Genomic DNA, 22,748 nt, shown 5'->3' on the forward strand with positions numbered 1-22,748 from the left:
GGGATTACTCGAAGGAGGCGTACAACACCGGCCTGGACGCCCTCGCTCGTGGGTTGAAGAACTGGGCCGACTCTCGCTCGGGTAAGCGGGCCGGCCGGCCGGTCGGGTTTCCCCGGTTCAAGTCCCGCCACCGGTCGACACCGACGGTGCGGTTCACCACCGGCACCATCCGCATCGAACCCGACCGTAAGCATGTCACTCTTCCCCGGCTGGGCCGGTTGAAGCTGCACGAGTCGGCTCGCAAGCTGGCCCGCCGGTTGGAGGCCGGGACCGCCCGGATCCTGTCGGCCACGGTGCGTCGTGACGGGGGCCGGTGGTACGTGTCGTTCACCTGCGAGGTGCAGCGCGCGCAACGTGCACCCGCGTGTCCGGATGCGACGGTCGGTGTCGATCTGGGGGTGACGCACCTGGCGGTGTTGTCCACCGGGGAGCTGGTGCCGAACCCGGGACATCTCGGTGCGGCCCTGGGGAGGCTGCGCCGGATCAGTCGTGGGTTGTCCCGCAAGGTCGGCCCCGGCCGGCGTACCCGGCGTGATGCCTCGAAGCGGTGGTGTCGCGCCCGAGCAGCGCTGGGCCGGGCGCATGCCCGGGTGGCGAACCTGCGCCGTGACGGCCTGCACAAGCTCACCACCCGCCTCGCCACCGGTTACGGCACGGTCGTGGTGGAGGACCTCAACGTCGCCGGCATGCTGCGCAAACACAGGGTGGCGCGGCGCATCAGTGACGCCGGCTTCGCCGAGATCCGCCGGCAGTTGGAGTACAAGACCCGGTGGTACGGGGGCCGTCTGGTGGTGGCCGACCGCTGGTATCCCTCGTCCAAGACGTGCTCGGGCTGCGGCACGGTGAGAACCAAGCTGTCCCTGTCCGAACGCACCTTCACCTGTACCACCTGCGGCCTCGTCCTGGACCGGGACGTCAACGCCGCACGCAACCTGGCCGCCCTGGCGGCCACCGTCGCCGGGAGTGGCTCGGAGACGCAAAACGGACGTGGAGCCGACCGTAAGACCCCGCACGCGGGGCCGGTGGCTGCGAAGCGTCAACCCGGCACCGCCACGGCGGGCAAGACCGGGACCGTCCCACCGCAAGGCGGGACTGCCGATCATAAGCTAACTAACGCTACATGAGCGGTAACGGCGAACCCGTCCTTCCTCACCGTGGGCGAGTACGCCGCCCTGTGGGAGCACCTGCCACCGGCCCGAGGTATCCGGTGATCGCCGCGCTGGCACCGAGGCCGGGCAGCGGGCGGTCACCGGGCCGGCGCCCCGGGTTAGGGAGCAGGTGGCGGCGGGTTGTCCCGGCCGCCGTCCGGCTGGCCGGTCGGTGCACCTGGCGCGCGCGCAGGTCAGTGGTTTCGCCGAGCGGCTGTCTTCACCTGGCTGGCGTGGCTCACTATGATCCGGTGAAAGTCATTGCCGACCATTCGGCGATGGTCGGCAGAAATCTCCGGGCGCGGCCGGCGCGCCGGGAAGGGTTGGCATGGCGCTGTCCGCGACCGTCCTCGCCGAGCTGCGGGGCATCGTCGGCCCGGGAAACGTGCACGACGCCGACGGCGACCTCGTCGCGTACGCCCGCGACGCCACCCCACTCTTCACGCACCGGCCCGACGCGGTGGTGTTCCCGGCCGACACCGCCGAGGTCGCCGCGGTGCTGGCGCTGGCCACCCGGCACGGCGTCCCGGTGGTGCCGCGCGGCGCGGGCTCGAACCTCTGCGCGGCCACCGTGCCGCTGCACGGTGGGATCGTGCTGGTGCTGACCCGGCTGAACGCCATCCTCGAGGTCAGCGCGGACGAGCTGCTGGCCCGGGTGCAGCCCGGCGTGACCAGCGCCGCGCTGGCCGACGCCGCCGCCGGGCGCGGGCTGCTCTGGGCGCCCGACCCGGGCAGCCGGACCGTCGCCACCGTGGGCGGCACCATCGCCACCTGCGCCGGCGGGCTGCGCGGCCTGAAGTACGGGGTCACCCGCAACTACGTGCTCGGCCTGGAGGCGGTGCTGCCCACCGGCGAGGTGATCCGCACCGGAGGCCGACTGTGGAAGGACGTGGCCGGCTACGACCTCACCCGGCTGCTCACCGGCTCCGAGGGCACCCTCGCGGTGATCACCGAGGCGACCGTGGCGCTGCTGCCGGCGCCCGCGTCCGCCAACACCGGGGTGGCGTACTTCCCGTCGCTGGCCGAGGCGGGGGAGGCGGTGGCTGGGGTGATCCGGGCCGGGGTGGTGCCGGCGACCCTGGAGTTCCTCGACCGGGCCTGCATCGACGCGGTGGAGGACTTCGCCCACCTGGGGCTGCGTACCGACGCCGGCGCCCTGCTGCTCTTCGGCGACGACGGCCCGCCGGACCTGGTCGCCACCCACCTCGACCGGATGGGTGCCGCCTGCGCCGAGGCCGGTGCCGTGGAGGTCACCACCGCCCGGGAGGTCGCCCAGGCCGAGGCGCTGCTGGCCGCCCGGCGCTGCGCGCTGCCCGCGCTGTCCCGCCGGGGTGGGGTGACCATCCTGGAGGACGCCACCGTGCCCCGGCCGCGGATCGCCGAGATGGTCGACCGGATCGACGCGATCGCCGCGCGGCACCGGGTCGCCATCGCCACCTTCGGTCACGCCGGCGACGGCAACCTGCACCCCACCTGCGTGCTCAAATCCGCCGCCGACACCGACGCGGTACGCCGTGCCGAGGCGGCGTTCGCCGACGTCTTCGCCGCCGCCCTCGACCTCGGCGGCACCATCACCGGCGAACACGGGGTGGGTGCGGCGAAGCTGCCGTTCCTCGCCGCCCGGCTCGGCGACGACCAGCTCGCCCTGCTCCGCCGGATCAAGACCGCCTTCGACCCGGCGGGCATCCTCAACCCCGGAAAGCTGGGCTCGTGACCGGCGACGTGTTCGACCCGGAGCAGCTGTCCCGCTGCATCTCCTGCGGCTTCTGCCTGCCCGCCTGCCCCACGTACGCGATGACCGGGGACGAGGCGTCCTCGCCGCGGGGCCGGATCACCCTGATGCGGGCGCTGCAGGACGGCACTCTGCCCCCGGACGACCCGACCCTCGCCGAGCAGTCCTCGTTCTGCCTGGGCTGCCGGGCGTGCGAACCGGTCTGCCCGGCCGGCGTGCAGTACGGCAGCCTGCTGGAGCAGTGGCGGGTGCACCAGTGGCGCGGCCGGCGCCGGCCGCTGCTGGCCCGGGCGCTGATGCTGGTCGCCGAGCAGCGGTGGCTGCTCCGCCTGCTCGGCCTGGTCCGCGGCGCCGCCCGCGGCCCGGCCCTCACCCCGCCGGCGGCCCCGGGAACCCCGCGGCCGCCCACCCCGGCCCCGGCCGGGACCACCGGAGTGTCCACCGTTCCGACCCCGGCCGTCGAGCCGGCTGCCGATGCGCCGGGCCCCGCCCTGGTCGAGCAGCCGCCCGCGCAGCTCATGCTGGGCTGCTTCGAGCGGGGCCTCTTCCCGGCGGTCAGTCGCGCCGCCCGGGCCCTCGACCCGGCGCTGGCCGCGCCGACCGCGCAGGGCTGCTGCGGCGCGCTGCACGCGCACAACGGCGACCTGGCCGGCGGTGAGCGGCTGGCCCGTCGGCTCGGCGCGGAACTGCCGGGCACCATCGTCACCACCTCGGGCGGTTGCGCGGCGCACCTGGCCTCGGTGCTCGGGTCCGGGCGGGTGCGGGAGCTGTCCACCTGGCTCGCGGGCCGGCCGGCCGGCGTCGAGCTGCGGGTGGCCGGCCGCCGGGCCCGGGTCACCCTGCAGGACTCCTGCCACCTGCGCAACGGCCTCGGGGTCTTCGCCGAGCCCCGGGCGCTGCTGCGCCAGGTCGCCGACTACGTCGAGCTGCCCTCGGCGGCCACCTGCTGCGGCGCCGCCGGCACGTACTCCCTGCTGCGGCCGCGTGACTCCCGCCGGATCCTGGACGCCAAGATCGACGAGATCGAGGCCGCCGGGGTGGACCTGGTGGTGGCGGTGAACCCCGGCTGCCTGCGGCAGCTGCGCACCGGACTGCGGCGGCGGCGATCCCGGGTCCGGGCCGTACACCTGGCCGAGCTGCTGGCCGATGCGACGGCGTCGAGCCCCGCGCCGCCGCCGGCCTGACCGCCCCGGCCGGCGGTGGCGACCGTCGTCGTCTGCTCCCGTCCGCCCGCCGGGGCCCCGGCCGGGCGGAGGAGCGCCGGCCGGGGCCACGGGTCACTCGGTGCGGATGCCGTCCGAGCGGGTGAGCCGCCAGAGCACGGGCAGGCTGAGCCCGGTGACCAGCAGCACCACCGCCGCGCCGAGCGCGGTGGAGAGGGCGAGCACCGACCAGTCGATGACCACCGGGGCCTGCACCATGCGCAGCAGCACCGCGCCCAGCCCCAGCCCGAAGACCACCGCGAGGGCCAGCCCGACCAGCACCGGCACGGCGGTCTGCCAGAGCACCGACCAGCTCAGCGTGCCCCGCCGGGTGCCGACCGCGACCAGCATGGCCAGCAGCCGGCGCCGTTCCCGCAGCTGCTCCAGGACCCCGACCAGCATGCTGGCGGCGATCAGCAGCAGGGTGACCACCGCGCCGATGTAGAGGCCGCGCTGGATGTTGACGAACTTGGTCGCCTGGGTGGTGCCGGTCAGCGTGAGGACGCCGGCGAACAGGTCGACACCGGCGGCCGCGTTGCGGACGTGCTCGACGGCGTCCGGCTGCCCGGGGGCGAGCCGCAGGTACGCGTCCGCGCGCAGCGGACCGAGCCGGGCCTGCTCGACCGCGGCCGGGGTGGCCAGCACAGCCGTCTGCTGGTAGCCCGCCGGATGAGGCCGGATCGATGCCTCCCGAGCGGCGGCGGGCACCCGCCAGGTGGCGTCGCCGTCGCCCACCGCCACCGTGGCGCCGGGTCGGATGGCCGCGGACCGGCCTCCGTCGTCGGGCTCACGGACCAGGAACACGTCGCCGTCGGCGCAGCGGTCCAGCCGGGCGAACTCGGCCAGCGCGGCGCAGTCGCCGATCCGCAGATCGGCGTAGCCGTCGGCGGCCGTGACCCCGGTGACCAGGGTGCCGGTGCCGCCGGTCACGCCGGGGGCGGCGGCCAGCCGGGCCAGCGCGGCGGTGGCGTCCGGCCGGGCCGGAAACTGCACCAGCACCTGGGCGCGGGACGGATCCTGCCCGGTCGACGTGGTGAACTGGCCGGCCACGCCGGCGAAGAGCATCTGCAGCCCGATGGTGCCGGCGACAGCCACCGCGATGCCGTTCACCAGCCGCGCCGAGGCGGTGCTGTCGACCTGGAGCCGGCGCACCGCCAGTTGCCACGGCACCGGCCCCCCGCGCAGCCGGCGGACCACCAGGTCGGTCAGCCAGGGCAGCAGGGTGACCGTGCCGACCGGCAGCAGCACCGCGCCGGCGGCGGTCTGGTTCTCGGCCCCGGCCGGGGTCACGCCGGCGGTGGCGGACAGCAGCAGCCCGAGCCCGGCGGCGGGCAGCAGCAGCCGCCACACCAGCCGGCGGCGCACCGGGGTGGCCCGACGGGTCACCCCGAGCGGCTCGACCACCACGGCGCGCAGCGCCACCATGGCCACCAGCACCGCCAGCGCGGGCACCGCCAGGGCGACCCCGACGACCAGCGGCAGCGGCGGGCGCACGTCGGCCGCGTACACGCTGAGGTCCATCAGCGTGACCAGCGGCACCACCTGCCGTCCGGCGAGGAAGAGCAGGCCGCCGACCGCGACGCCGAGCAGCGCGGCGGCCGCGGCCTCCCCGGCGGCGATCCGGCGGATCATCGCGGCGTCCGCGCCGACGAGCCGCAGCGCGGCCAGCCGGCGGTCCCGGTGTTCGCCGCCGAACCGCACGGCCGCGCCGAGGAAGACCGCGATGGGCAGCAGCAGTACGACGAAGATGATCACCGTGAGCAGCATCAGCACCGGGCCGAAGCCCTCGCCGGGTAGTCCGCCGCCGAAGGCGTCCAGTCGGGACGCGCCCTCGTCGGCCGAGAGGGTGGCGCTGCCCAGGTAGTAGGCCAGCTCGTTCGGCCCGGCCAGACCCTGGGCGCCGATGGTGCCGGTGATCCGGGCGCCGCCGAGTCGCGGGGCGAGCAGCGCGCCGTCGGGCGAGTCGAGCAGGTCGCGCAGCGCGGGGGAGACGACCACCTCGCCGGGCCCGGGCAGTGCGGCGACCCCCGGCGGCGTCGGCGCGGCCGGCCCCTCGGGGCGCAGCACCCGGCCCCGGATCGGCCGGTCGTGGAAGCTGGTGTCGGTCGCCCGGATCAGCAGGGTGTTGCCGGCGGCCGGGATCTGTTCGCCCATCCGCAGGTCGTCGCGGGCGTCCCCGCGGGCCTCCCGGGCGTCCAGCGCGTGCGGCACCGCGGCGGCGAGCAGCAGCATCGCCACGCCGATGCCGACCCCGAGCGCGGTCAGCACCGCGCGCAGCCAGCCGTCCCGGCCGCCGGTGAAGGCCATCCGGGCGCCCATCGTGAGGTCGGCCGCGCCACCACGTAGCCGGCTCACGCCGCGGGCTCCAGGTCGCGGGTGCGGCCGTCGCGCACCACCACCTCCCGGTCGGAGTACGCGGCCACCCGCGCCTCGTGCGTCACCAGCACCACCGCCGCGCCGGTCTCCCGGGCGGCCCCGGTGAGCAGCTTCATCACCCGCTCGCCGTTGAGCGAGTCCAGCGCGCCGGTCGGCTCGTCAGCGAAGATCACCTCCGGTCGGGTCACCAGTGCCCGGGCGACGGCGATCCGCTGCCCCTGCCCGCCGGAGACCTCGCCGGGCCGCTTGCCGGCCACCTCGCCGACCTCCAGCCGGTCCAGCCACTCGGCGGCCCGGCGTTCGGCCTGGCGCCGGTCGACCCGGGCCAGCCGCAGCGGCAGCGCCACGTTCTCCAGGCAGGTCAGCTCCGGCACCAGCTGGCCGAACTGGAACACGAACCCGAACGCCTCGCGGCGCAGGGCGCTGCGCTCGGCGTCGGAGAGGGCCGCCAGGTCGCGCCCCGCGAACAGCACCCGCCCGGAGTCCGGCCGGACGATGCCGGCGAGGCAGTGCAGCAGGGTGGACTTGCCGGAGCCGGACGAGCCCATCACCGCCACCACCTCGCCCCGGTCGACCCGCAGGCTGGCGCCGGCCAGGGCGCGGGTGGGCCCGAAGGAGCGGTGCAGGTCCTCGGCGGCCAGCAGCGGCGCGCTCACGCCAGCACCGCCGAGGCCAGGTCGTCGAGGCGGGCGGCGGTCAGCTCCAGCCAGCGCAGGTCGGCCTCCAGGTGGAACAGCGCGTGGTCGCAGATCAGCTGCTCGGCCAGGTCGCCGTCGCGCTTGCGGCGGGTCAGCTCGCGCATCATCCGCAGGTGCTCGGCGCGCTGTACGTCGAGCAGGTCGGCGGCGCTACGCCCGGTCAGCAGGGCGAGCACCACCTTGGTGTAGAGGGTGCTCTGCAGGTAGGGCTCGGGCTTCTCGGCCCGGGCCAGCCAGCCGGCCACGTCGGTGACGCCGGCCTCGGTGATGGCGTACCGCTTGCGCTCCGGGCCCTCGCCGGGCTCGACCGCCTCCACCTCGACCAGACCGCCGCGCAGCAGCCGGGACAGGGTGGCGTAGACCTGGCCGTAGGCGAGCGGGCGGGCGTGGCCGAAGCGCTCGTCGTAGAGGCGTTTGATGTCGTAGCCGTGCCGGGGGGTGGCCTCCAGGAGGCCGAGGAAGGTCTGTCCGATCGACATGAGCGGACTATACACACCGCGTATACGCCTAATGTATACACCCGGTTGGCGTCCGCGCCGGTTCCGGCCGGGGTGCCCGGGGCGGGGTGCGGCGCCGGCGGCAGGATGGGGGTCGACCCGTCAGATCAGCAACGGAGGTTCGGTGTTCGCCCTGCCCCTGACCGAGGACGTCGAGCTGCGTCCGCTCGACCCGTGGCTCGCCGAGGAGTTCCTGGCCCACCTGGACCGGGCCCGGGAGCACATCGCGCCCTGGGTGTCGCCGGCCTTCGTGGCCACCGACCTGCCCTCGGCCCGCGCCGTCCTGCAGCGCTACGCCGACCGGTGGGCGCGCGACGCCGGCGGCATCTGGGGCATCTGGCAGTCCGGCACCCTGGTCGGCGGGGTCATGTTCGTGTCGTTCGACGTGACGGTCGGCGTCGCCGAGGCGGGCTGCTGGCTGGAGCCCGGCGCCGAGGGGCGCGGCCTGATCAGCCGGGCGGTCGGCCGGATCGTCGACTGGGCCGTGCGGGAGCGGGGCATCCAGCGGGTGGAGTGGCGCACCAACGCCGAGAACGCCCGCAGCATCGCGGTCGCCCGCCGGCTCGGCATGCGCCATGACGGGACACTGCGGCAGGTCTACCCCGGCCCGGCCGGGCGGCGCATCGACATCGAGGTGTGGTCGGTGCTGGCGCACGAGTGGCGCGCCGGGTCAGACGTGCCCGAGCGCCGCGCCCAGTGACCGGTGGTGACCCGGCCGGGGTCGGCCGGGTCACCACGTCGGGCGGACGGCTCAGGGCAGCGCCTTCAGGAAGGGGCCGTGGCTCAGCCGGAACTCCCAGCTGTAGTAGCGGTCCCAGTTGATCGACCAGGTCATCAGCCCCCGGAAGTCGGGGTTGGTGCCACTGCGCGGGGTGTACGACCCGCAGTTCTGCTCCCGTACCAGGCAGGTCACCGCCGCCTGCACGCCGGCCGGGGCGACGTAGCCGTTGCCGGCGCTGACCGAGGACGGCGCGCCGAAGGCGACCTGGTCCTCGCGCAGCGGCGGGAAGACCGCGTTGGCGTTGCCGGCCACCGGGAATCCGGCGAGCAGCATGTCGGTCATCGCGATGTGGAAGTCGGCGCCGCCCATGGTGTGGTACTGGTTGTCCAGCCCGACGATCGGGCCGGAGTTGTAGTCCTGCACGTGCAGCACGGTCAGGTCGTTGCGCAGCGCGTGGATCACCGGCAGGTACGACCCGGCGCGCGGGTCCTGCCCGCCCCACGGTCCCGGCCCGTAGAACTGGTAGCCGAGCTGGACGAAGAACGTCTCCGGCGCCATGGTGAGCACGAAGCCCGCCCCGTACCGCTGCTTGAGGGCGCGGAGCGCGGAGATCAGGTTGACGATCACCGGCGTGGTGGGGTTGCGGAAGTCGGTGTCACCGGCGTTCAGATAGAGCGAGTGCCCCTCGAAGTCGATGTCCAGCCCGTTCAGTCCGTACCGGTCGATGATCGCCGAGACGGACCGGACGAAGGTGTCCCGGGCGGCGGTGGTGATGAGCTGCACCTGGCCGTTCTGCCCGCCGATGGAGAGCAGCACCTTCTTGCCCTGCTGCTGCTTGGCGCGGATCGCCGCGATGAACTCGGCCTCGGTCTCGACGCCCGGACACTCGGCCGCCGGGCAGAGCTGGAAGCGGATGTCGCCGGAGGTCACCGAGGTGGGTTCGCCAAAAGCGAGGTTGATGATGTCCCAGTCGGCGGGCACGTCGGCCATCCGCAGGTAGCCCGAGCCGTTGGCGAAGCTGGCGTGCAGGTAGCCGATCAGCGCGTGCCGGGGCAGCCCGCCGACCGGCGGGGTGGTCGGCGGCGGGGTGGTCGGCGGTGGCGTGGTGGGCGGTGGGGTGGTGGGCGGTGGCGTCGTGGTGGGCGGGCTGGTCGGGGTGCCGCCGCCGCAGGGCGCGCCGTTGAGCGTGCAGTCGGTGGGAGCGCCGGAGCCGGTGGCCAGGAACCCGGACGAGACCGAGGCGCCGGGCGCGACGGTGCCGTTCCACGAGCGGTTGGTGAAGGTGTGCCGCTGCCCGGCGCTGCTCGCCGTGGCGTCCCAGTAGGACCCGAGCGTGGTGCCGGCCGGCAGCGTGAAGGCGACCTGCCAGCCGGTGATGGTGCCGGCGCCGCCGTTGGTGATGGTGTACTTCCCCTCCCACCCAGTGCCCCAGTCGGCGGTCTTGACGAAGGTGGCGGTCGGGCCGGCGGCCCGGGCCGGGGCGGCCAGGACGAGCGTGGCGCCGGCGGCGGTGGCGAGGGCCGCGACGGCGGCCAGCAACAGGTTTCGGGCAGGGCGACGCATCCGGACCTCCCGGTTCGAGGGCCGTCGGATCGACGGATGCACAATTATTAGGATTGTTAACTGTAGATGTCCAGACCCGTGTTCTGCCGGTCGTCGCCGGGCCGGCCGGTCGCCGGCCGGCGACGGAAAACGTCCCGCCGCCGGCCGTGTCGCCGCGCGCGTCGGGTCAGCCGCGCCCGTCGCGGCGGCGCAGGGTGCGCGCGTAGTCCTGGAACCGGGCCTTCGCGATCACCGCGCGGTCCGCCGACCGGAGCACCATCCCCTCGGACGCGCCCGCCGGGCCGTCCAGGGCGACCAGCGTCCGGGGCAGCCGGCCGGTGAGGAACGCGTGCATCTTGTCCACCTCGCGGGGCAGTTCGTCGGCGGCGATGGTGTCCAGCCGGGGCACCGTCGCCAGCCCGAACTTCGCGGCCCGGTCGAGCAGGTCCTCCTCGGGCAGGAACCGCTGGCCGCCGCCGTCCCGCCAGGCCGAGATCCGTTCGGCCGGCCAGTCCAGCACGGTCCCCGGGCCGTCGAGCACCGCCACGTCGAAGAGCCGGTGCCCCACCCGCCGGCTGTCGGTGTAGTTGCGGGACGCCCCGGTCACCTTGCCGCCGTAGACCTCCAGGTAGAAGACCGTGACCCGGTCGTCCGCCGCGGTCACGCGCAGTGCCTCGGCCACCTCGCGCAGGGCGTCGACGATGCCGAGCGCCGGGTTGCCGATGAGGTCACCCCGCGCGTACAGCAGCTCCTCCCGACTGCCGATGAGGTACGACCCGTCCGGCAGCACGACGACCCGGGCGTTGGTCCCGTCGACCTTCTCGGTGAGGGTGACCGGCCCGGTGAACTCGACGCACTCCTCCCGCAGGCCCCCGTCCCGCGGGTCCAGCGTGTGGTACGTCGGGATCGACGGGTACTTGGTCATCGAGTTGATCGCACGCAGGTCGACCGTCCGGAGTTCGATGCGGGCCACGGCACTCCTCATCACCGCAGGATCCGTCGGCCCCTGTTCCGGGTGCCGACGCTGGGCGGGCAGCGTAACGCGGCGCCGCGGCGCGTTCCGTGGGATTTTCCACCGTCCATGCTGGACCCGCGACGGGCGGATTGTCGTACCCGCCGGTCACCATGCATCCATGGCTGTCCCCGCCCGCACCCCGCCGTCGGCCCAGCCGCGCTCGCTGCCCCTGCGCGAGGCGCGCACCCGGCTGACCCAGCTCGTCGCCCTCGCCGAGCTGACCGACACCGTCACGGTGCTCACCCGCGACGGTGATCCCCGCCCGGTCGCCGCGATCGTGCCGGCCGCCGCCGCGCGCACCGCCGCCCAGGCCCGCGCCGACGCAGACCGTCTCGCCGAGGTCACCGCCGGCTGGGCCCGCCGCCTCGACGAGCTGCACCGGCAGAGCGGCCGCCGGCACGCCGCCGAGCTGCGCGTCGTTGCCACCGCGCTGGCCGAGGTCTGGGCGGAGCTGGACCGGCGGGTCCCACCGGGCAGCGATCCCGCGCTGGCCCGGCTGCGCGCCGCGCACACCGACCTGCTGCGCCGCTGAGCTGCTAGGGCGGTCGGGTCCGCGTTGCCGACAGGACGATCTCCGGGCTGCTCACCTTCGAGATCCGGGCACTGTCACAACTCGCCGCTCAGCACGACGAGATCACCCGCCTGTGTCAGTCGGTAGCTGGAGGCCGCACGCCGGCAACTCGCCCCACTGTGGTGGCGAGCGTGGCAGCTATCCGTCCAGGAGCCGGATCTCCCGCTCGCGCAAGCAGACGGGGCCCACAACCCGGGCCAAGGCGCCACACGCAACCGGTTCAAGGTCGGAAGCCATGGCGAACGTCGGGGCCCGGGCAGGTGTTGTCGGCAATCCTGGCCCGGGCCCAGACGGCTAGCGGGGCGAGTGGCGGGTGTGGAGCAGGATGGCCGTGGTGAGCAGCGCGGCGCCGACCAGACCGGTGGGGCTGAGACGGTCGCCGAGGATCCAGGTCGCCAAGGCCGTTCCGACGAGTGGTTCCAGCAGCGCCATCAGTGCTGCGGTACCGGCCGAGGTGGTACGCAGCCCTCGGAAGTACAGGGTGTACGCCACGGCGGTGGGCGCGGTGCCCAGGAGAAGCAGTAGCCCGATGGAGGCCCAGCCCGGGGTGAAGCTCATGCCCGATGTCTCGGCGGCGAGCGGGGCGAGCGTGGCTGCGCCGATGGTGAAGCCGAACCCGGTCGCGGCGAGGTCGTCGAGGCCGGGAACGGGTCGGGCGCTGACGAAGGTCATGGTGGCGAAACCGCCTGCCGAGAGCAGCGCCAGTGCGGCTCCGGCAAGCACGCCCGAGATGCTGTGACCGCTGGACGGTGCGCCGACGAGCAAGGCCAGACCGGTGACGGCCAGTGCCACTGTCGCGAGGATCAGCAGGCTGATCCGTCGCCGCCCGGTGATCCACTCGGCGATCAGGACCAGGACGGGTGACGTGCCGATGGTGAGCAGGGTGGCGACGGTCACCGTGGTGAGTGATACCGCGGCGAAGAAGCAGGCCTGGAAGACGGCGGCGAGCATGCCGAGCACGGTGATCCGGGTCCAGGCGTGCCGGCCACGCGGCAACGGCCGTCGGGTCAGCACGAGCGGGACGACGATGAGGGTGCCGCCGATGGCGAGCCGGTACGCGGCTACCGCCAGCGGCGACAACCCCGTTTCGAGGGCGAGCAGGCTGCCGGAGGGACCACCGGTGCCCCACAGCACGCCTGCGGATACGAGCAACCACAGGCCGGTGGCGGAGCGTCGAGCGGCGGCCACCGGGTGTTCGGAGACAAGCATGAAGGAATCGCTCCTGCGACGAGAAGGAATAAGTCGCGGAAGCGGGACGTACCGAACTCAACGATGCGTGAACCGCGCGTTCAGCCCGCACAACGGCTGGACGCGATGAGCAGAGTCGCCCCGCTCAGGAGCGCGGCGGCGCGATGGTGACGAAGGTCCGGTACATGATCTGATCCTATTGGCGACCCGGCAGCGACGCCATGTCGTATCGGGCGGTGCCCAGCCGCGCAGCGGCGGCCGACTCGGCGGCACAAACACGGACGAGGCCGAGTCGCTCGCCGACGGGCGGGCGGTGTCGGCCGGTCAGCGGAGCGAGGCGTACGCCAGCGGCAGCGGCGCCGGTTGGCCCTCCCAGCTGCCGGTCAGCCGGCTCCCCGGCAGGTCGGTGTGGTCACCGACCCGCCGGACGACGGTCAGGTCGACCGCGTCGGTGACGATCCGGGTCGGGTCGTCGTCCGCCACCCGGTCCACCGAGCCCACCGGCGGGACGACGGCCCGCCGCGCGCCCTCGGCGGCGATCGCCATGCTGGGGGCGCGGTGCTCGCGCCGGCCGTCCACCTCGAAGTACTCCTCCGCCTGGCCGGTGTGGGCGAGGATCGCCGCGGCCAGCGCAGCGGCGTAGACCGGGTCGCCGCAGGCGTCGTACACCCAGCGGTGGCCCAGCACCGAGTGCTCGCAGGTGCCGACCAGCCACGCCTCGGCGCCGTCCAGCGGTGCGCCGCGGTAGGTCAGCGGCACCTGGTGGACCGGCCCGCCGCCGGCCCGGACCAGCATGGTCTCGATACCGACCTCGCCGGCCGGGTCGTCGAAGCGATAGGTGGCCACCCGCTCGATGCCGGCGCCGGCGTCCCCTTCGAACCAGGGGCGGCCCGGCAGCCACGCGGCGAGGAGTTCGAGCTTGGAGGGGCGCAGTTCCGCCCGGTGCAGCAGAGCCATGCGCCGGATCATAGAGCCGGCGGCGAGGGCGGAGGCCGGCGACCACCGGCCGCAAGCCGGCGAAGGGGTCAGCCGCTGGCCGGGTACGCGTGCGTCTCGGTCGCCTTGACCGCGGCCCAGACCGGCTGCCCCGGCACCAGACGGAGCTGGGCGGCGGCCGCCGGGGTGACGTCCGCGGCCACCACGATCGGGCCGTCGAGCTGCACCCGCAGGTTGTCGCCGTGCCGCTGCACCCCGGTCACCCGGGCCGGCCAGGTGTTGCGGGGGCTGCCCTCCGGCCGGTCCGGGTGCAGGGCCACCGCCGTCGGCCGGAACGCCACGAAGGCGTCCCCGTCGAGCCGCTCGGCGACGGTGAGCGCCAGCCCGTCGGCGACCCGCACGACGTGCCCGTCCGCCCGGCCGCGGTGCAGGTTCAGCCCCACCAGCCGGGCCACGTAGTCGGTGCGCGGCCGGGCGGTCACCGTGGCAGCGTCGCCCTCCTGCACCACCCGGCCGTCCTCCACGATGACCAGCCGGTCGGCCAGCACCAGCGCGTCGAGGGGATCGTGGGTGACCAGCAGCGTCGCCCCCGGATGGGCGGCGAGATGGCGGTGCAGCTCGGCGCGGGTGTCGAGCCGGGTACGCGCGTCCAGGGCGGCGAGCGGCTCGTCCAGCAGCAGCAGCGACGGTGTGACGGCGAGGGCGCGGGCCAGGGCCACCCGTTGCGCCTGCCCGCCGGAGAGCTGCCGGGGCCGCCGGTGGGCGTGCTCGGCCAGCCCTACCCGGCCGAGCCAGTCCAGCGCCGCCCGTCGCGCGGCGCGCCGGTCGACGCCGTGCCGGCGCAGCCCGAAGGCCACGTTGTCCCGCGCGCTCAGGTGCGGGAAGAGCAGGTAGTCCTGGAAGACCACGCCGACCGGCCGGCGCTCGGTCGGCGTGCGCAGCCGGCGTCGCGGCCGGTCCAGGTCGACGCCGGCCAGCGTGACGTGCCCGTCGGTCAACGGGTGCAGGCCGGCGAGCGCGCGCAGCGCGGTGGTCTTGCCGGCGCCGTTCGGGCCGAGCAGTGCGACCACCTCACCGGCGGCGATCCGCAACGGCACGTCGAGGTGGAACGTGCCCCGGTCGGCGACGAGGTGGGCGTCCAGCAGCGCGGCGGTCACGAGCTGGTGATCCACCGGTCGCGCAGGGCGGCGAGGATGGCCACCGAGACGGTGAGCAGGATCAGGCTGAGCACCACGGCCGCCTCCAGGTCGGTCTCCAGGGCCAGGTAGACGGCGAGCGGCATGGTCTGCGTCCGCCCCGGGTAGTTGCCGGCGAAGGTGATGGTGGCGCCGAACTCGCCCAGCGCCCGGGCCCAGCAGAGCACCGCGCCGGCGGCCAGGCCGGGCGCCACCAGGGGCAGGGTGACGTGGGTGAAGGTGGTCCACCGCCCGGCGCCGAGGGTCGCGGCCGCCTCCTCGTAGCGCTGGTCCGCCCCGCGCAGCGCGCCCTCGACGGCGATGACCAGGAACGGCATCGCGACGAACGCCTCGGCGAGCACCACGCCCGCGGTGGTGAACGGCAGGGTGACCCCGAAGGTGGCGTCCAGCCAGCCGCCGAGCAGCCCCCGCCGGCCGAAGACCAGCAGCAGCGCCACCCCGCCGACCACCGGCGGCAGCACCAGCGGCACGGTGACCAGAGCGCGGACCAGACGCCGGCCGGGGAACTCGACCCGGGCGAGCAGCCACGCCAGCGGCACCCCGAGCAGCAGGCAGAGCAGGGTGGCCAGGGTCGCGGTCTGCATAGACAGCCGCAGCGCGGTGAGCACGCCGGGTTCGGCGAGCCGCCGCGGCAGGTCGGCCCAGGGGGCGTGGGCCAGCAGCCCGGCCAGCGGCAGGGTGAGGAAGAGCACCCCGAGTGCTGCGGGGAGCAGCAGCGCGAGCGGGACTCCGGCACGGGTACGGGGTGGCCGGCGCCGGCGGGCCGGCGCGGGGGTGTCGGTGCGGTTCATCGACGCTACGGGGCCTGGAACCCGGCCTCGGCGAGCACCGCCTGCCCGCGGTCGGAGCGGACGTACCCGATGAAAGCCCGCGCGCCTGCCGGGTTCGGCGCGTCCCGGAGCGCGACGATCGGGTAGTCGGTGACGGCGCCGGCCGACTCCGGGAACTCGACGCCGGTCACCTCGGTCGCGGCGGCCCCGGCGTCCGTGCGGTAGACCAGGACGGCGTCGACCTCGCCCAGCTTCACCTTGGACAGCGCGCCCTTCACGTCCTGTTCCAGGGTGACCGGGGTCAGCGCGACCGACGCGGCGTCGAGCGCGGTGCGCGCGGCCGCGCCGCACGGCACCTGTTCGGCGCAGAGCGCGACCTTCACCGCCGGGTCCGCCAGGTCGGCGAGGCCGGCGATCCCCTTCGGGTTGCCCGCGGGCACGGCGATGACCAGCTGGTTACGCGCGAAGACGACCGGCGTGCCGTCGGCGTTGCCGGCGTCGGTCACGCTGGCCATGTTCCGCGCCGCGGCCGAGGCGAAGACGTCGGCCGGCGCGCCCTGGTTGACCTGGTTGGCGAGGGCGGAGCTGGCGGCGAAGTTGAAGACCACCGTGGTGCCCGGGTGGGCGGCCTCGAAGTCCCGGCCGATCCGGGTGAACGACTCGGTCAGCGACGCGGCGGCGAAGACGGTCACCGTCCCGGTGACGCCGCCCGCCGCGCCGGCCGGGCCGGTCGCCGTGCCGCCGCCGCACCCGGTGAGAGCCGTGAGGACCGCCACCGCGATCCCCGCCAGCGCGGTACGCGCCCGCCGGGCCGTCGTCACGCGGACCGTCCCCGGCCGGCGCCGGCGACCGCCCGCTCCACCACCACTGTGGTCGACTTGATCACGGCGACGGCCACCGACCCGACCCGCAGGTCCAGCTCGTCGACCGCCTCGCGGCTCATCAGCGACACGATGCGGAACGGCCCGGCCTGGATGTCGACCTGCGCCATCACGGTGTCCTTGACGACGTTGACCACGATGCCGCGCAGCCGGTTGCGGGCCGAGGAGGCGTCCGAGCGGTCGTCCGGGTCGGCCGCCTGCGACCGGGCGTACGCCGCCAGGTCGACGCCGTCGACCACCCGGTGACCGTGCCCGTCGCGGCCGGCGGCGAGCCGGCCACCGTCGATCCACCGCCGGACGGTGTCCGGGCTGACGCCGAGCAACTCGGCCGCCTCCCCGATCCGGAACCTCGTCACCGGCTCACCCTAGCCGACGCATCCGCGAGTGGGTACCGGCCCGATCGGCCGCAGATGCCCGGTGGCGGCGCGCCGGACGTTCGCAGTTGCCGCCCCAAGCGAGGCGTCCGGGCCGGTGCCGGACGCCCCGCCCGGCGTGATCAGCAGTTGCGCAGCTCGGGGGACTGGTTGAGCAGTTGGCCCCGGGCGGAGACGAAGCGCCGGTATGCCTCGGAGTCGACCGCGGCCGGGCGGAACGCGGCCACCCGGTGGCAGTTCTGGAAGGCGAGCCGCACGTTGAAGTGCCGCTCCAGACCACCCCGGATCGCGTCGCTGGCCAGCGCCCGCAGCAACTGGCCGCGGTCGGCCTCGGTGGGCGGCGGGACCGCGTCGTCGGCGTGGTCCGCGCCGGTGGCCGCCAGCTCGGCCACCACCCGGCGCACGGTCTGGAAGGCGTACGGCAGCGAGTCGCGGACGCAGGCGATGAACTCGGCGTCGTCGACGGGGCCGCGCTCGGCGGCGTTGAGCAGGGCGGGCGGGACGGTGAGCGACATGGGTCCTCCTCGGACTGTTGGTAATGAACACGGTTGCCATTACCGTTGCCCAGTGAGGACACCACGAGACCGGCGGACAGGTCAACACGTTCCGGCGCGTCGGATCAGCGGTGCGTGACGACCCGACGACGGATCGGCGACCGAGGTGGCGGGCCGGCTGGCGTCGGCGGTGGGTGGCGGCGGGCCAAGGAGGCGGCCGGCGGCGGGCCGGGTGACGGGCGGCAGTGGGCGACGGCCGGGGCGGTCAGCCGCGCCGGGTCCGGCCCTTGAGGTGGCGGCCCAGTTCCCGGGCGATCTCCCGGTTGGCGTCCCGCTCGGCCAGCGCCTGCCGCTTGTCGTACGACCGGCGGCCCTTGGCCAGGGCGAGCTCGACCTTCGCGAAGCCGTTGGCGAAGTACATCGACAGCGGCACCAGGGTCAGCCCGCCCTCGCGGACCTTCTCCCGGATCCGGTCGATCTCCACCCGGTGCAGCAGCAGCTTACGGGTCCGCCGCGGCGCGTGGTTGGTCCAGCTGCCGAGGCCGTACTCGGCGATGTGCAGCCCGTACAGCATGAGCTCGCTGTCGCGCTCCTGGGCGAACGCGTCGACCAGCGACGCCCGGCCCTCGCGCAGCGACTTGACCTCGGTGCCGACCAGCACGATCCCGGCCTCGTACGTCTTGAGGACGGTGTAGTCGTGCCGCGCCCGCTTGTTCGAGGCGATCAGGCTGCGCGTCTGCCGGGACCGGTCCACCCGGCGAGAATAGCCGCGGGTCAGCCGGTGCGGGCCTGGGCGGTGAGGCCGTCGAGCAGCCGGTCGACGGCGGGTGGCCGGTGCCGTCGGCGACGGTGGCCGCGTACACCTGGCGCACCGGCGCGTCGTCGGGGTGCAGCCGCAGCAGCGCCAGGTCGGCCGGGGTGGCCCGGACGGCCAGCGCGGGCACCAGGGCGACGCCGAGCCCGGCCGCCACACAGCCGAGCTTGCCGGTCCAGTCCGCGGCCACGATGTCGACACGGGGCCGGAATCCGGGCGGCATGGCGGCCCGCATCAGCGGGTCCTCGGCGCCGGTCGAGCCGGTCACGAACGACTCCTCGCCGGCGAGGCGCACCGTGCGGCGCCGGGCCAGCCGATGGTTGCGGGGCACGGCGACGAGCAGCCGCTCGTCGAGCAGGTGGTGCAGGGCGAAGCGGCCACCGTCCAGCGGCTGGTCCGGCGGCGCGCTCACCACCGCCAGGTCGGCGTCGCCGGCGAGCAGCCGCTCCAGCAGGGCCGGCGTGCGTCCCTCGACCAGGGAGAGCGCGACCTCCGGGTACGCCGTCCGGAACGCGGCCAGTGCGCGCGGCACGAGGGCCGCCATCGCGGTGGGGAACGCTCCGACCCGCAGCCGCCCGCCGCCCAGGCCGCGCAGCGCGTCCAGCTCGCGGTGGACGGTGGCCAGCCGCTCCAGCACCGCCTCCGCGTGCGGCAGCAGGCAGCGCCCCGGTTCGGTCAACGCGACGCCGCGGGGGAATCGGTCGAAGAGCACCGCCCCGAGCTCCGCCTCCAGGGCGGCGATCTGCCGGGACACCGCCGACTGGGTGTAGCGGAGCTCGCGTGCCGCGGCGGTGATCGACCCGTGCCGGGCCACCGTCCGGAACACGTCCAGGGCGTGCGGATGCATGCCCGGCAGGATATTCGCCGCCATGCGCTCGCCGCATGGCAGCCATCATCAACATTCGTTGGTCGCATGGCGGTCCCGTTCCTACGGTGGTCGGCATGACAGAGATCGCCGTACTCGGCACGGGCCGGATGGGCGCCGCGATCGCCCAGCGCCTGCTCGACGCCGGTCATCGGGTGACGGTGTGGAACCGCACCGCCGCGCGTACCGCCCCGCTGCGGCGGGCCGGTGCCCGGGTGGCCGGATCCCCGTCCGACGCCGCCCGGGACGCCGAGGTCGTCGTCACGATGCTCACCGACGCCACCGCCGTCGACGCGGTGCTGTACGGCCCGGCGGGCGCGGTGCCGGCCCTGGCCCCGGGCGGCTGCGTCGTCGAGATGTCCACCGTCGGCCCGGCCGCCGTGCGGGCCCTGGCCGGCCGGCTACCGCGCGCCGTCGACCTGGTCGACGCGCCGGTCGGCGGGAGCGTCGCCGCCGCCCGGGCCGGCCGGCTGCGGGTCTTCGCCGGCGGTGCGGCCCGGGCCGTCGAGCGGGTCACCCCCGTCCTCGCGGCGCTCGGCGCCGTGCGCCACTGCGGCGACCTCGGCAGCGGCGCCGCGGTGAAGCTGGTGCTCAACACCGCGCTGCTCGTCGCGGTCACCGGGCTGGCCGACACGCTCGCCGTCGCCGGCGCGGTCGGCGTCGACCGGCGGACCGCCCTGGACGCGCTGGCCGACGGCCCGCTCGCCGGCGCGCTCGGCCGGGCCACCGCCCGGGACGCCGACTTCCCGGTCGCGCTCGCCGGCAAGGACCTCGACCTGGTGCGCGACGCGCTCGGCGCGACGCCGGCACCGCTGGTGACCGCGGCCCGGGCCGTCCTGGCCGCCGCCCCCGACGCCACCGCCGACATCGCCACCCTCGTCACCCGGGAGTACCTGTGAAGCTCACCCTCGACAACCCCGCCACGGTCGCCGCCCCGTTCGGCGACCGCTTCGCCCACCTGGCCCGCCTCGACCTGGCCGGCGGCGGCGCCCTGCTCGTGCTCGCCGGCCAGGTGGCCGTCGACGACGCCGGCCGGGTGGTCGGCGCGGGCGACATCGTCGTGCAGTCCGAACGGATCTTCGAGATCGTCGACGGGGTGCTGGCCGCCCACGGCGCGACCCTGGCCGACGTGCTGCACATCCGGACGTTCCTCACCGACCTCGACGACCTGCCCGGCTACGCCACGGTCCGGCGCCGTCGCTTCACGGCCGTGCCGCCACCGGCCAGCACGACGGTGGAGGTGAGCCGGCTGTTCCTGCCCGACGCGCTGATCGAAGTGGAGGTGACCGCCGCGGTGCCGGCCGGGCGGGACTGACCCGCCGGGCGGCGCGCGGGGTCAGTGCGGCGCCTGCCGGCGGAGTCGCTCGGCCAGTTCCCGCACCGCGTCGCCGAAGCGTTCGTCGGTCTCGCCCGGCCAGTGCCCGAGGATCGGCGGCGGCACGCTGTCGCTCGGCGGGGCCACCACGTCCCACGGGTCGCGCAGCCGTCGGTCGACGGTGCCCGCCGGCCCGGGCACCGCCGGCGGCTCGCCGGGCCGGTGCGGGGAGAAGATCCAGCTGCCGATCTGGTCGGTGTCGCGCCACAGGTTCAGCCACCGCCAGCCCACCCGCTCGCCCACCTCGTGCAACACCTCCTGGTTGACGTACGCGGGGAAGAGCCGGGTGTAGAGCCGGCGCAACGGCGACCCGTACGTCAGCAGCGCCACCCGGTCGCGCACGTGCGGCGGCAGCTGCATCACGGTCGCCGCGAGCAGCACCGAGCCGTGGCTGTGCCCGGCGATCAGCACCCCGGCACCGCGCTCGGCGAGGTAGGTGATCCGCCGGGCCAGCTCGGGCACGGCCCGCTCGGCGTAACAGGGCGGTGCGAACGGGTGGGCGGCACGTGGCCAGAAGGTGCCGAGGTCCCACACCACCCCGATGTAGCGGCGGAACTCGGCCGTGCGGTAGGCGAAGATGCCGCCCACCACCAGGCCGAGGAGCACCGCCGCGATCACGTAGCTGCCGATGCCGATGCCGAAGTTGACCAGGTCGGCCGGCACGCCGAGGTACCGCTCGATGACCGCGCCCGGATAGAGGTCGAGCAGGCCCAGGACGCTGGTGGCCATGCCGAGCGCGACCAGGCAGGCGTACACCCCGGTGAGCGACTCCAACCGCTCGGTGAACCGGGCCCGGGCGATCGTCTTGGTGACCTGCCGCAGCCGGGGCGCGGCCCCCGGAGGGGCGTCGGGAAAGTCCCGGGCGACGCTCACCGCGGCTGCGCGCAGCCGCCGGCGCCGGGTGAGCACGGTGACCAGGCCGGCGGCGAGCAGCATGCCCAGCACCGCCAGGAAGAAACCGAAGATCGCCCACTTGTACATCAGTGGCGGGCTGAGCAGCACCCGGTCCGCGGTCGGCTGGTTGCGGTCGAGGAAGTCCGCCACCCGGTAGACCAGCTCGGCGGAGAACGCCACCGCCAGGCCGGTGCCGGCGGCCGCGATGATCGGTGCGCCGAGCCCGTGCAGCGCCGCGCGGCCGTGGCGGCCGCGCGGCCGCACCACCAGCGCGCCGAGCCCGACCAGCAGGACCGTCTGGAAGACGAGCAGGTAGGCGATCATCTGACCGTGCCCGGGCAGACCGGTCGCCGCCAGCCACGGCCCCCGGTGGGCCGCCACCACGGCGAGGACCAGGATGGTCAGCCCGAAGGCGGCGTCGCGCACCGTCCGGGTCACCCGGTCGACGCCGGGGCGCGTCTCGACCGGGTTGACCACCGGGTACACGCAGACCAGGACGAGGCAGGCGATGAGCACCGCGCCGGTGGCCACCGCGAGCGCGACGGTGGTGACCGAGGCGTCGGACCGGGCCCGGGCGGTGAGCAGGGCGACGTTCAACGTGGCGAACGCGGTCGCCACGTGCAGCGAGCGCAACCGCCCCACCAGTGGCGCCGCGTCCCACTGGCCCACGGCGCTGAGCTCGTGGACGGCGGCGATGGAGGCGGGCGCCCGGAAGGCGTCGAAGTTGCGCCCCGGGCGGGCGCCGAGCCGCCAGACCACACCGATGGCGGCGACCGGCACCAGCGAGAGCACCGCTAGGCGCAGCCCGACCGGCTGCCCGCCCAGCCAGGACAGCCACATCCGCTCGGCGAGACACTCGGACGACGCCAGGCAGCGCCAGGCGACCAGGTCCAGCGCCACCCCGACGATGGAGAGCACGTACAGGGCGGTCAGCGTGAGGGCCAGCACCCGGCACAGCCCCTTCACGACGAACCCTGTCCGGTCGAGCCCGGGCGGGCGCATCCAGATCGCCACGTTGCAGAGCATGAACGGCAGCAGGAACACCAGCGACAGCGTCCGGACCGCGGTGCCGGAGGGCAGGTCGCTCCACCGGTACGCCTCCAGGATCACCCCACCCGAGCCGCGGGTGTCCGGGTAGCCGGCACGCGGCCGGTAGAACCCGCCGCTGCGGTCCCCGGCCACCTGCGCCACGTTCGGGCGGTCCAGCACCTGGTCGGCGCCCGCGCCGGACACCCCGTGCACCCGCAGCTCCACGACGTCGTGCGACGTCGGCGGTCCATCGGACATCGACCCCCCGAGACGTCTCCGGCGGCCGGTGGCCCGGTGCCGCCATCCACCTGGCGCCGGGGCCCGTCTACCCGTCCCGGGGCCGGTCAACCGTGCCGTCGCCCGGGCGTGACGGGCGGCAGCGCCTCCGGGCGGTGGTGCGCCGCCGGGCCGGCGGATGGTTGGATCACGC

21 protein-coding genes and 1 pseudogene are annotated in these 22,748 nt (G+C 75.1%); 7 read left to right on the forward strand and 15 right to left on the reverse strand.

Translation table 11 applies throughout. The features are described 5' to 3' along the window. The 3 genes from tnpB to ACVCAH_RS29965 all read left to right on the forward strand — a co-directional run. Positions 1 to 1,124, forward strand: a 1,124-nt coding sequence (gene tnpB, locus ACVCAH_RS29955; RefSeq protein WP_447139588.1) for an IS607 family element RNA-guided endonuclease TnpB, incomplete at its 5' end; no start/stop codon positions are given. Positions 1,125 to 1,476: 352 nt separating this feature from the next. After that, positions 1,477 to 2,862, forward strand: coding sequence for an FAD-binding oxidoreductase (locus tag ACVCAH_RS29960; RefSeq protein ID WP_447139589.1), 1,386 nt, complete (start codon positions 1,477 to 1,479; stop codon positions 2,860 to 2,862). Further along, positions 2,859 to 4,064 (forward strand): (Fe-S)-binding protein, encoded by a 1,206-nt coding sequence (locus tag ACVCAH_RS29965; protein ID WP_447139590.1) that lies wholly within the window; start codon positions 2,859 to 2,861, stop codon positions 4,062 to 4,064. Before ACVCAH_RS29960 ends, ACVCAH_RS29965 begins: the two co-directional genes overlap by 4 nt. 93 nt (positions 4,065 to 4,157) lie before the next feature. Here ACVCAH_RS29965 and ACVCAH_RS29970 read toward each other — a convergent pair whose 3' ends face one another. The 3 genes from ACVCAH_RS29970 to ACVCAH_RS29980 are packed head-to-tail and all read right to left on the reverse strand — an operon-like array spanning position 4,158 to position 7,635. After that, the gene (locus tag ACVCAH_RS29970; RefSeq protein ID WP_447139591.1) at positions 4,158 to 6,437 is read right to left on the reverse strand and encodes an FtsX-like permease family protein; all 2,280 of its coding nucleotides are present in this window, start codon (positions 6,435 to 6,437) and stop codon (positions 4,158 to 4,160) included. After that, on the reverse strand, positions 6,434 to 7,114 hold the full coding sequence (locus tag ACVCAH_RS29975) for an ABC transporter ATP-binding protein (RefSeq protein ID WP_447139592.1): 681 nt from the start codon (positions 7,112 to 7,114) through the stop codon (positions 6,434 to 6,436). Before ACVCAH_RS29975 ends, ACVCAH_RS29970 begins: the two co-directional genes overlap by 4 nt. Next, the gene (locus ACVCAH_RS29980) at positions 7,111 to 7,635 is read right to left on the reverse strand and encodes a PadR family transcriptional regulator (RefSeq protein WP_447139593.1); all 525 of its coding nucleotides are present in this window, start codon (positions 7,633 to 7,635) and stop codon (positions 7,111 to 7,113) included. Before ACVCAH_RS29980 ends, ACVCAH_RS29975 begins: the two co-directional genes overlap by 4 nt. A 142-nt stretch (positions 7,636 to 7,777) precedes the next feature. Between ACVCAH_RS29980 and ACVCAH_RS29985 the strand changes: the two genes are divergently transcribed. Then, positions 7,778 to 8,353 carry a GNAT family N-acetyltransferase gene (locus tag ACVCAH_RS29985; RefSeq protein ID WP_447139594.1) on the forward strand — a complete coding sequence of 192 codons (576 nt, stop codon included), beginning with the start codon at positions 7,778 to 7,780 and terminating at the stop codon, positions 8,351 to 8,353. Between the two features lie 51 nt (positions 8,354 to 8,404). Here ACVCAH_RS29985 and ACVCAH_RS29990 read toward each other — a convergent pair whose 3' ends face one another. Both ACVCAH_RS29990 and ACVCAH_RS29995 read right to left on the reverse strand, forming a co-directional pair. Next, the gene (locus ACVCAH_RS29990) at positions 8,405 to 9,916 is read right to left on the reverse strand and encodes a chitinase (RefSeq protein WP_447139633.1); all 1,512 of its coding nucleotides are present in this window, start codon (positions 9,914 to 9,916) and stop codon (positions 8,405 to 8,407) included. A gap of 187 nt (positions 9,917 to 10,103) precedes the next feature. Further along, a complete protein-coding gene (locus tag ACVCAH_RS29995) occupies positions 10,104 to 10,901 on the reverse strand; it encodes an RNA ligase family protein (RefSeq protein WP_447139595.1) in 798 nt (265 codons plus the stop codon). Positions 10,902 to 11,049: 148 nt separating this feature from the next. Between ACVCAH_RS29995 and ACVCAH_RS30000 the strand changes: the two genes are divergently transcribed. Beyond that, on the forward strand, positions 11,050 to 11,463 hold the full coding sequence (locus tag ACVCAH_RS30000) for a type II toxin-antitoxin system Phd/YefM family antitoxin (RefSeq protein WP_447139596.1): 414 nt from the start codon (positions 11,050 to 11,052) through the stop codon (positions 11,461 to 11,463). Positions 11,464 to 11,796: 333 nt separating this feature from the next. Here the strand turns inward: ACVCAH_RS30000 and ACVCAH_RS30005 are convergent, their stop codons facing one another. The 9 genes and pseudogenes from ACVCAH_RS30005 to ACVCAH_RS30045 form a co-directional block, all read right to left on the reverse strand. After that, the gene (locus ACVCAH_RS30005) at positions 11,797 to 12,711 is read right to left on the reverse strand and encodes a DMT family transporter (protein WP_447139597.1); all 915 of its coding nucleotides are present in this window, start codon (positions 12,709 to 12,711) and stop codon (positions 11,797 to 11,799) included. A 303-nt stretch (positions 12,712 to 13,014) separates the two neighbouring features. Then, positions 13,015 to 13,647, reverse strand: a complete 633-nt coding sequence (locus ACVCAH_RS30010) for a CG0192-related protein (protein WP_447139598.1) — start codon at positions 13,645 to 13,647, stop codon at positions 13,015 to 13,017. A 68-nt stretch (positions 13,648 to 13,715) separates the two neighbouring features. Then, positions 13,716 to 14,783, reverse strand: coding sequence for an ABC transporter ATP-binding protein (locus tag ACVCAH_RS30015; protein WP_447139634.1), 1,068 nt, complete (start codon positions 14,781 to 14,783; stop codon positions 13,716 to 13,718). Further along, on the reverse strand, positions 14,780 to 15,613 hold the full coding sequence (locus ACVCAH_RS30020) for an ABC transporter permease (protein WP_447139599.1): 834 nt from the start codon (positions 15,611 to 15,613) through the stop codon (positions 14,780 to 14,782). The genes ACVCAH_RS30015 and ACVCAH_RS30020 overlap by 4 nt, the downstream gene beginning before the upstream one ends. A gap of 5 nt (positions 15,614 to 15,618) precedes the next feature. Next, complete coding sequence (modA, locus tag ACVCAH_RS30025; protein WP_447139600.1) at positions 15,619 to 16,413, reverse strand: molybdate ABC transporter substrate-binding protein; 795 nt, start codon at positions 16,411 to 16,413, stop codon at positions 15,619 to 15,621. After that, positions 16,410 to 16,829, reverse strand: coding sequence for a TOBE domain-containing protein (locus ACVCAH_RS30030; RefSeq protein ID WP_447139601.1), 420 nt, complete (start codon positions 16,827 to 16,829; stop codon positions 16,410 to 16,412). The genes modA and ACVCAH_RS30030 overlap by 4 nt, the downstream gene beginning before the upstream one ends. A gap of 140 nt (positions 16,830 to 16,969) precedes the next feature. Further along, the gene (locus ACVCAH_RS30035) at positions 16,970 to 17,362 is read right to left on the reverse strand and encodes an SCO5389 family protein (protein ID WP_447139602.1); all 393 of its coding nucleotides are present in this window, start codon (positions 17,360 to 17,362) and stop codon (positions 16,970 to 16,972) included. Between the two features lie 244 nt (positions 17,363 to 17,606). Then, entirely contained in the window at positions 17,607 to 18,095 is a 489-nt protein-coding gene (gene smpB / locus ACVCAH_RS30040) for an SsrA-binding protein SmpB (RefSeq protein WP_447139603.1), read from the reverse strand. Between the two features lie 145 nt (positions 18,096 to 18,240). After that, positions 18,241 to 19,026 (reverse strand): annotated as a pseudogene (locus ACVCAH_RS30045) (LysR family transcriptional regulator); the annotation flags it as partial. A gap of 71 nt (positions 19,027 to 19,097) precedes the next feature. On the opposite strand from ACVCAH_RS30045, the gene ACVCAH_RS30050 reads away from it, so the two are divergent. Together ACVCAH_RS30050 and ACVCAH_RS30055 are read left to right on the forward strand one after the other, a co-directional pair. Next, a complete protein-coding gene (locus tag ACVCAH_RS30050; protein WP_447139604.1) occupies positions 19,098 to 19,919 on the forward strand; it encodes an NAD(P)-dependent oxidoreductase in 822 nt (273 codons plus the stop codon). Next, positions 19,916 to 20,335: a RidA family protein gene (locus ACVCAH_RS30055; RefSeq protein ID WP_447139605.1), complete on the forward strand. Its 420-nt coding sequence runs from the start codon at positions 19,916 to 19,918 to the stop codon at positions 20,333 to 20,335. The genes ACVCAH_RS30050 and ACVCAH_RS30055 overlap by 4 nt, the downstream gene beginning before the upstream one ends. 21 nt (positions 20,336 to 20,356) lie before the next feature. On the opposite strand, the gene ACVCAH_RS30060 is transcribed toward ACVCAH_RS30055, so the two are convergent. Then, positions 20,357 to 22,576 (reverse strand): hypothetical protein, encoded by a 2,220-nt coding sequence (locus ACVCAH_RS30060; protein ID WP_447139606.1) that lies wholly within the window; start codon positions 22,574 to 22,576, stop codon positions 20,357 to 20,359. Positions 22,577 to 22,748 lie beyond the last annotated feature (172 nt).

It is taken from the genome of Micromonospora sp. LZ34 (genome assembly GCF_052981855.1).

Excerpts from the sequence above, each read along its gene's own strand:
- ACVCAH_RS29960 (WP_447139589.1), top strand. The coding sequence starts at position 1,477 with ATGGCGCTGTCCGCGACCGTCCTCGCCGAGCTGCGGGGCATCGTCGGC.
- ACVCAH_RS29980 (WP_447139593.1), bottom strand. The coding sequence starts at position 7,635 with ATGTCGATCGGACAGACCTTCCTCGGCCTCCTGGAGGCCACCCCCCGG.
- ACVCAH_RS29995 (WP_447139595.1), bottom strand. The coding sequence starts at position 10,901 with ATGAGGAGTGCCGTGGCCCGCATCGAACTCCGGACGGTCGACCTGCGT.
- ACVCAH_RS30000 (WP_447139596.1), top strand. The coding sequence starts at position 11,050 with ATGGCTGTCCCCGCCCGCACCCCGCCGTCGGCCCAGCCGCGCTCGCTG.
- ACVCAH_RS30005 (WP_447139597.1), bottom strand. The coding sequence starts at position 12,711 with ATGCTTGTCTCCGAACACCCGGTGGCCGCCGCTCGACGCTCCGCCACC.
- ACVCAH_RS30010 (WP_447139598.1), bottom strand. The coding sequence starts at position 13,647 with ATGGCTCTGCTGCACCGGGCGGAACTGCGCCCCTCCAAGCTCGAACTC.
- ACVCAH_RS30020 (WP_447139599.1), bottom strand. The coding sequence starts at position 15,613 with ATGAACCGCACCGACACCCCCGCGCCGGCCCGCCGGCGCCGGCCACCC.
- ACVCAH_RS30035 (WP_447139602.1), bottom strand. The coding sequence starts at position 17,362 with ATGTCGCTCACCGTCCCGCCCGCCCTGCTCAACGCCGCCGAGCGCGGC.
- ACVCAH_RS30050 (WP_447139604.1), top strand. The coding sequence starts at position 19,098 with ATGACAGAGATCGCCGTACTCGGCACGGGCCGGATGGGCGCCGCGATC.
- ACVCAH_RS30060 (WP_447139606.1), bottom strand. The coding sequence starts at position 22,576 with ATGTCCGATGGACCGCCGACGTCGCACGACGTCGTGGAGCTGCGGGTG.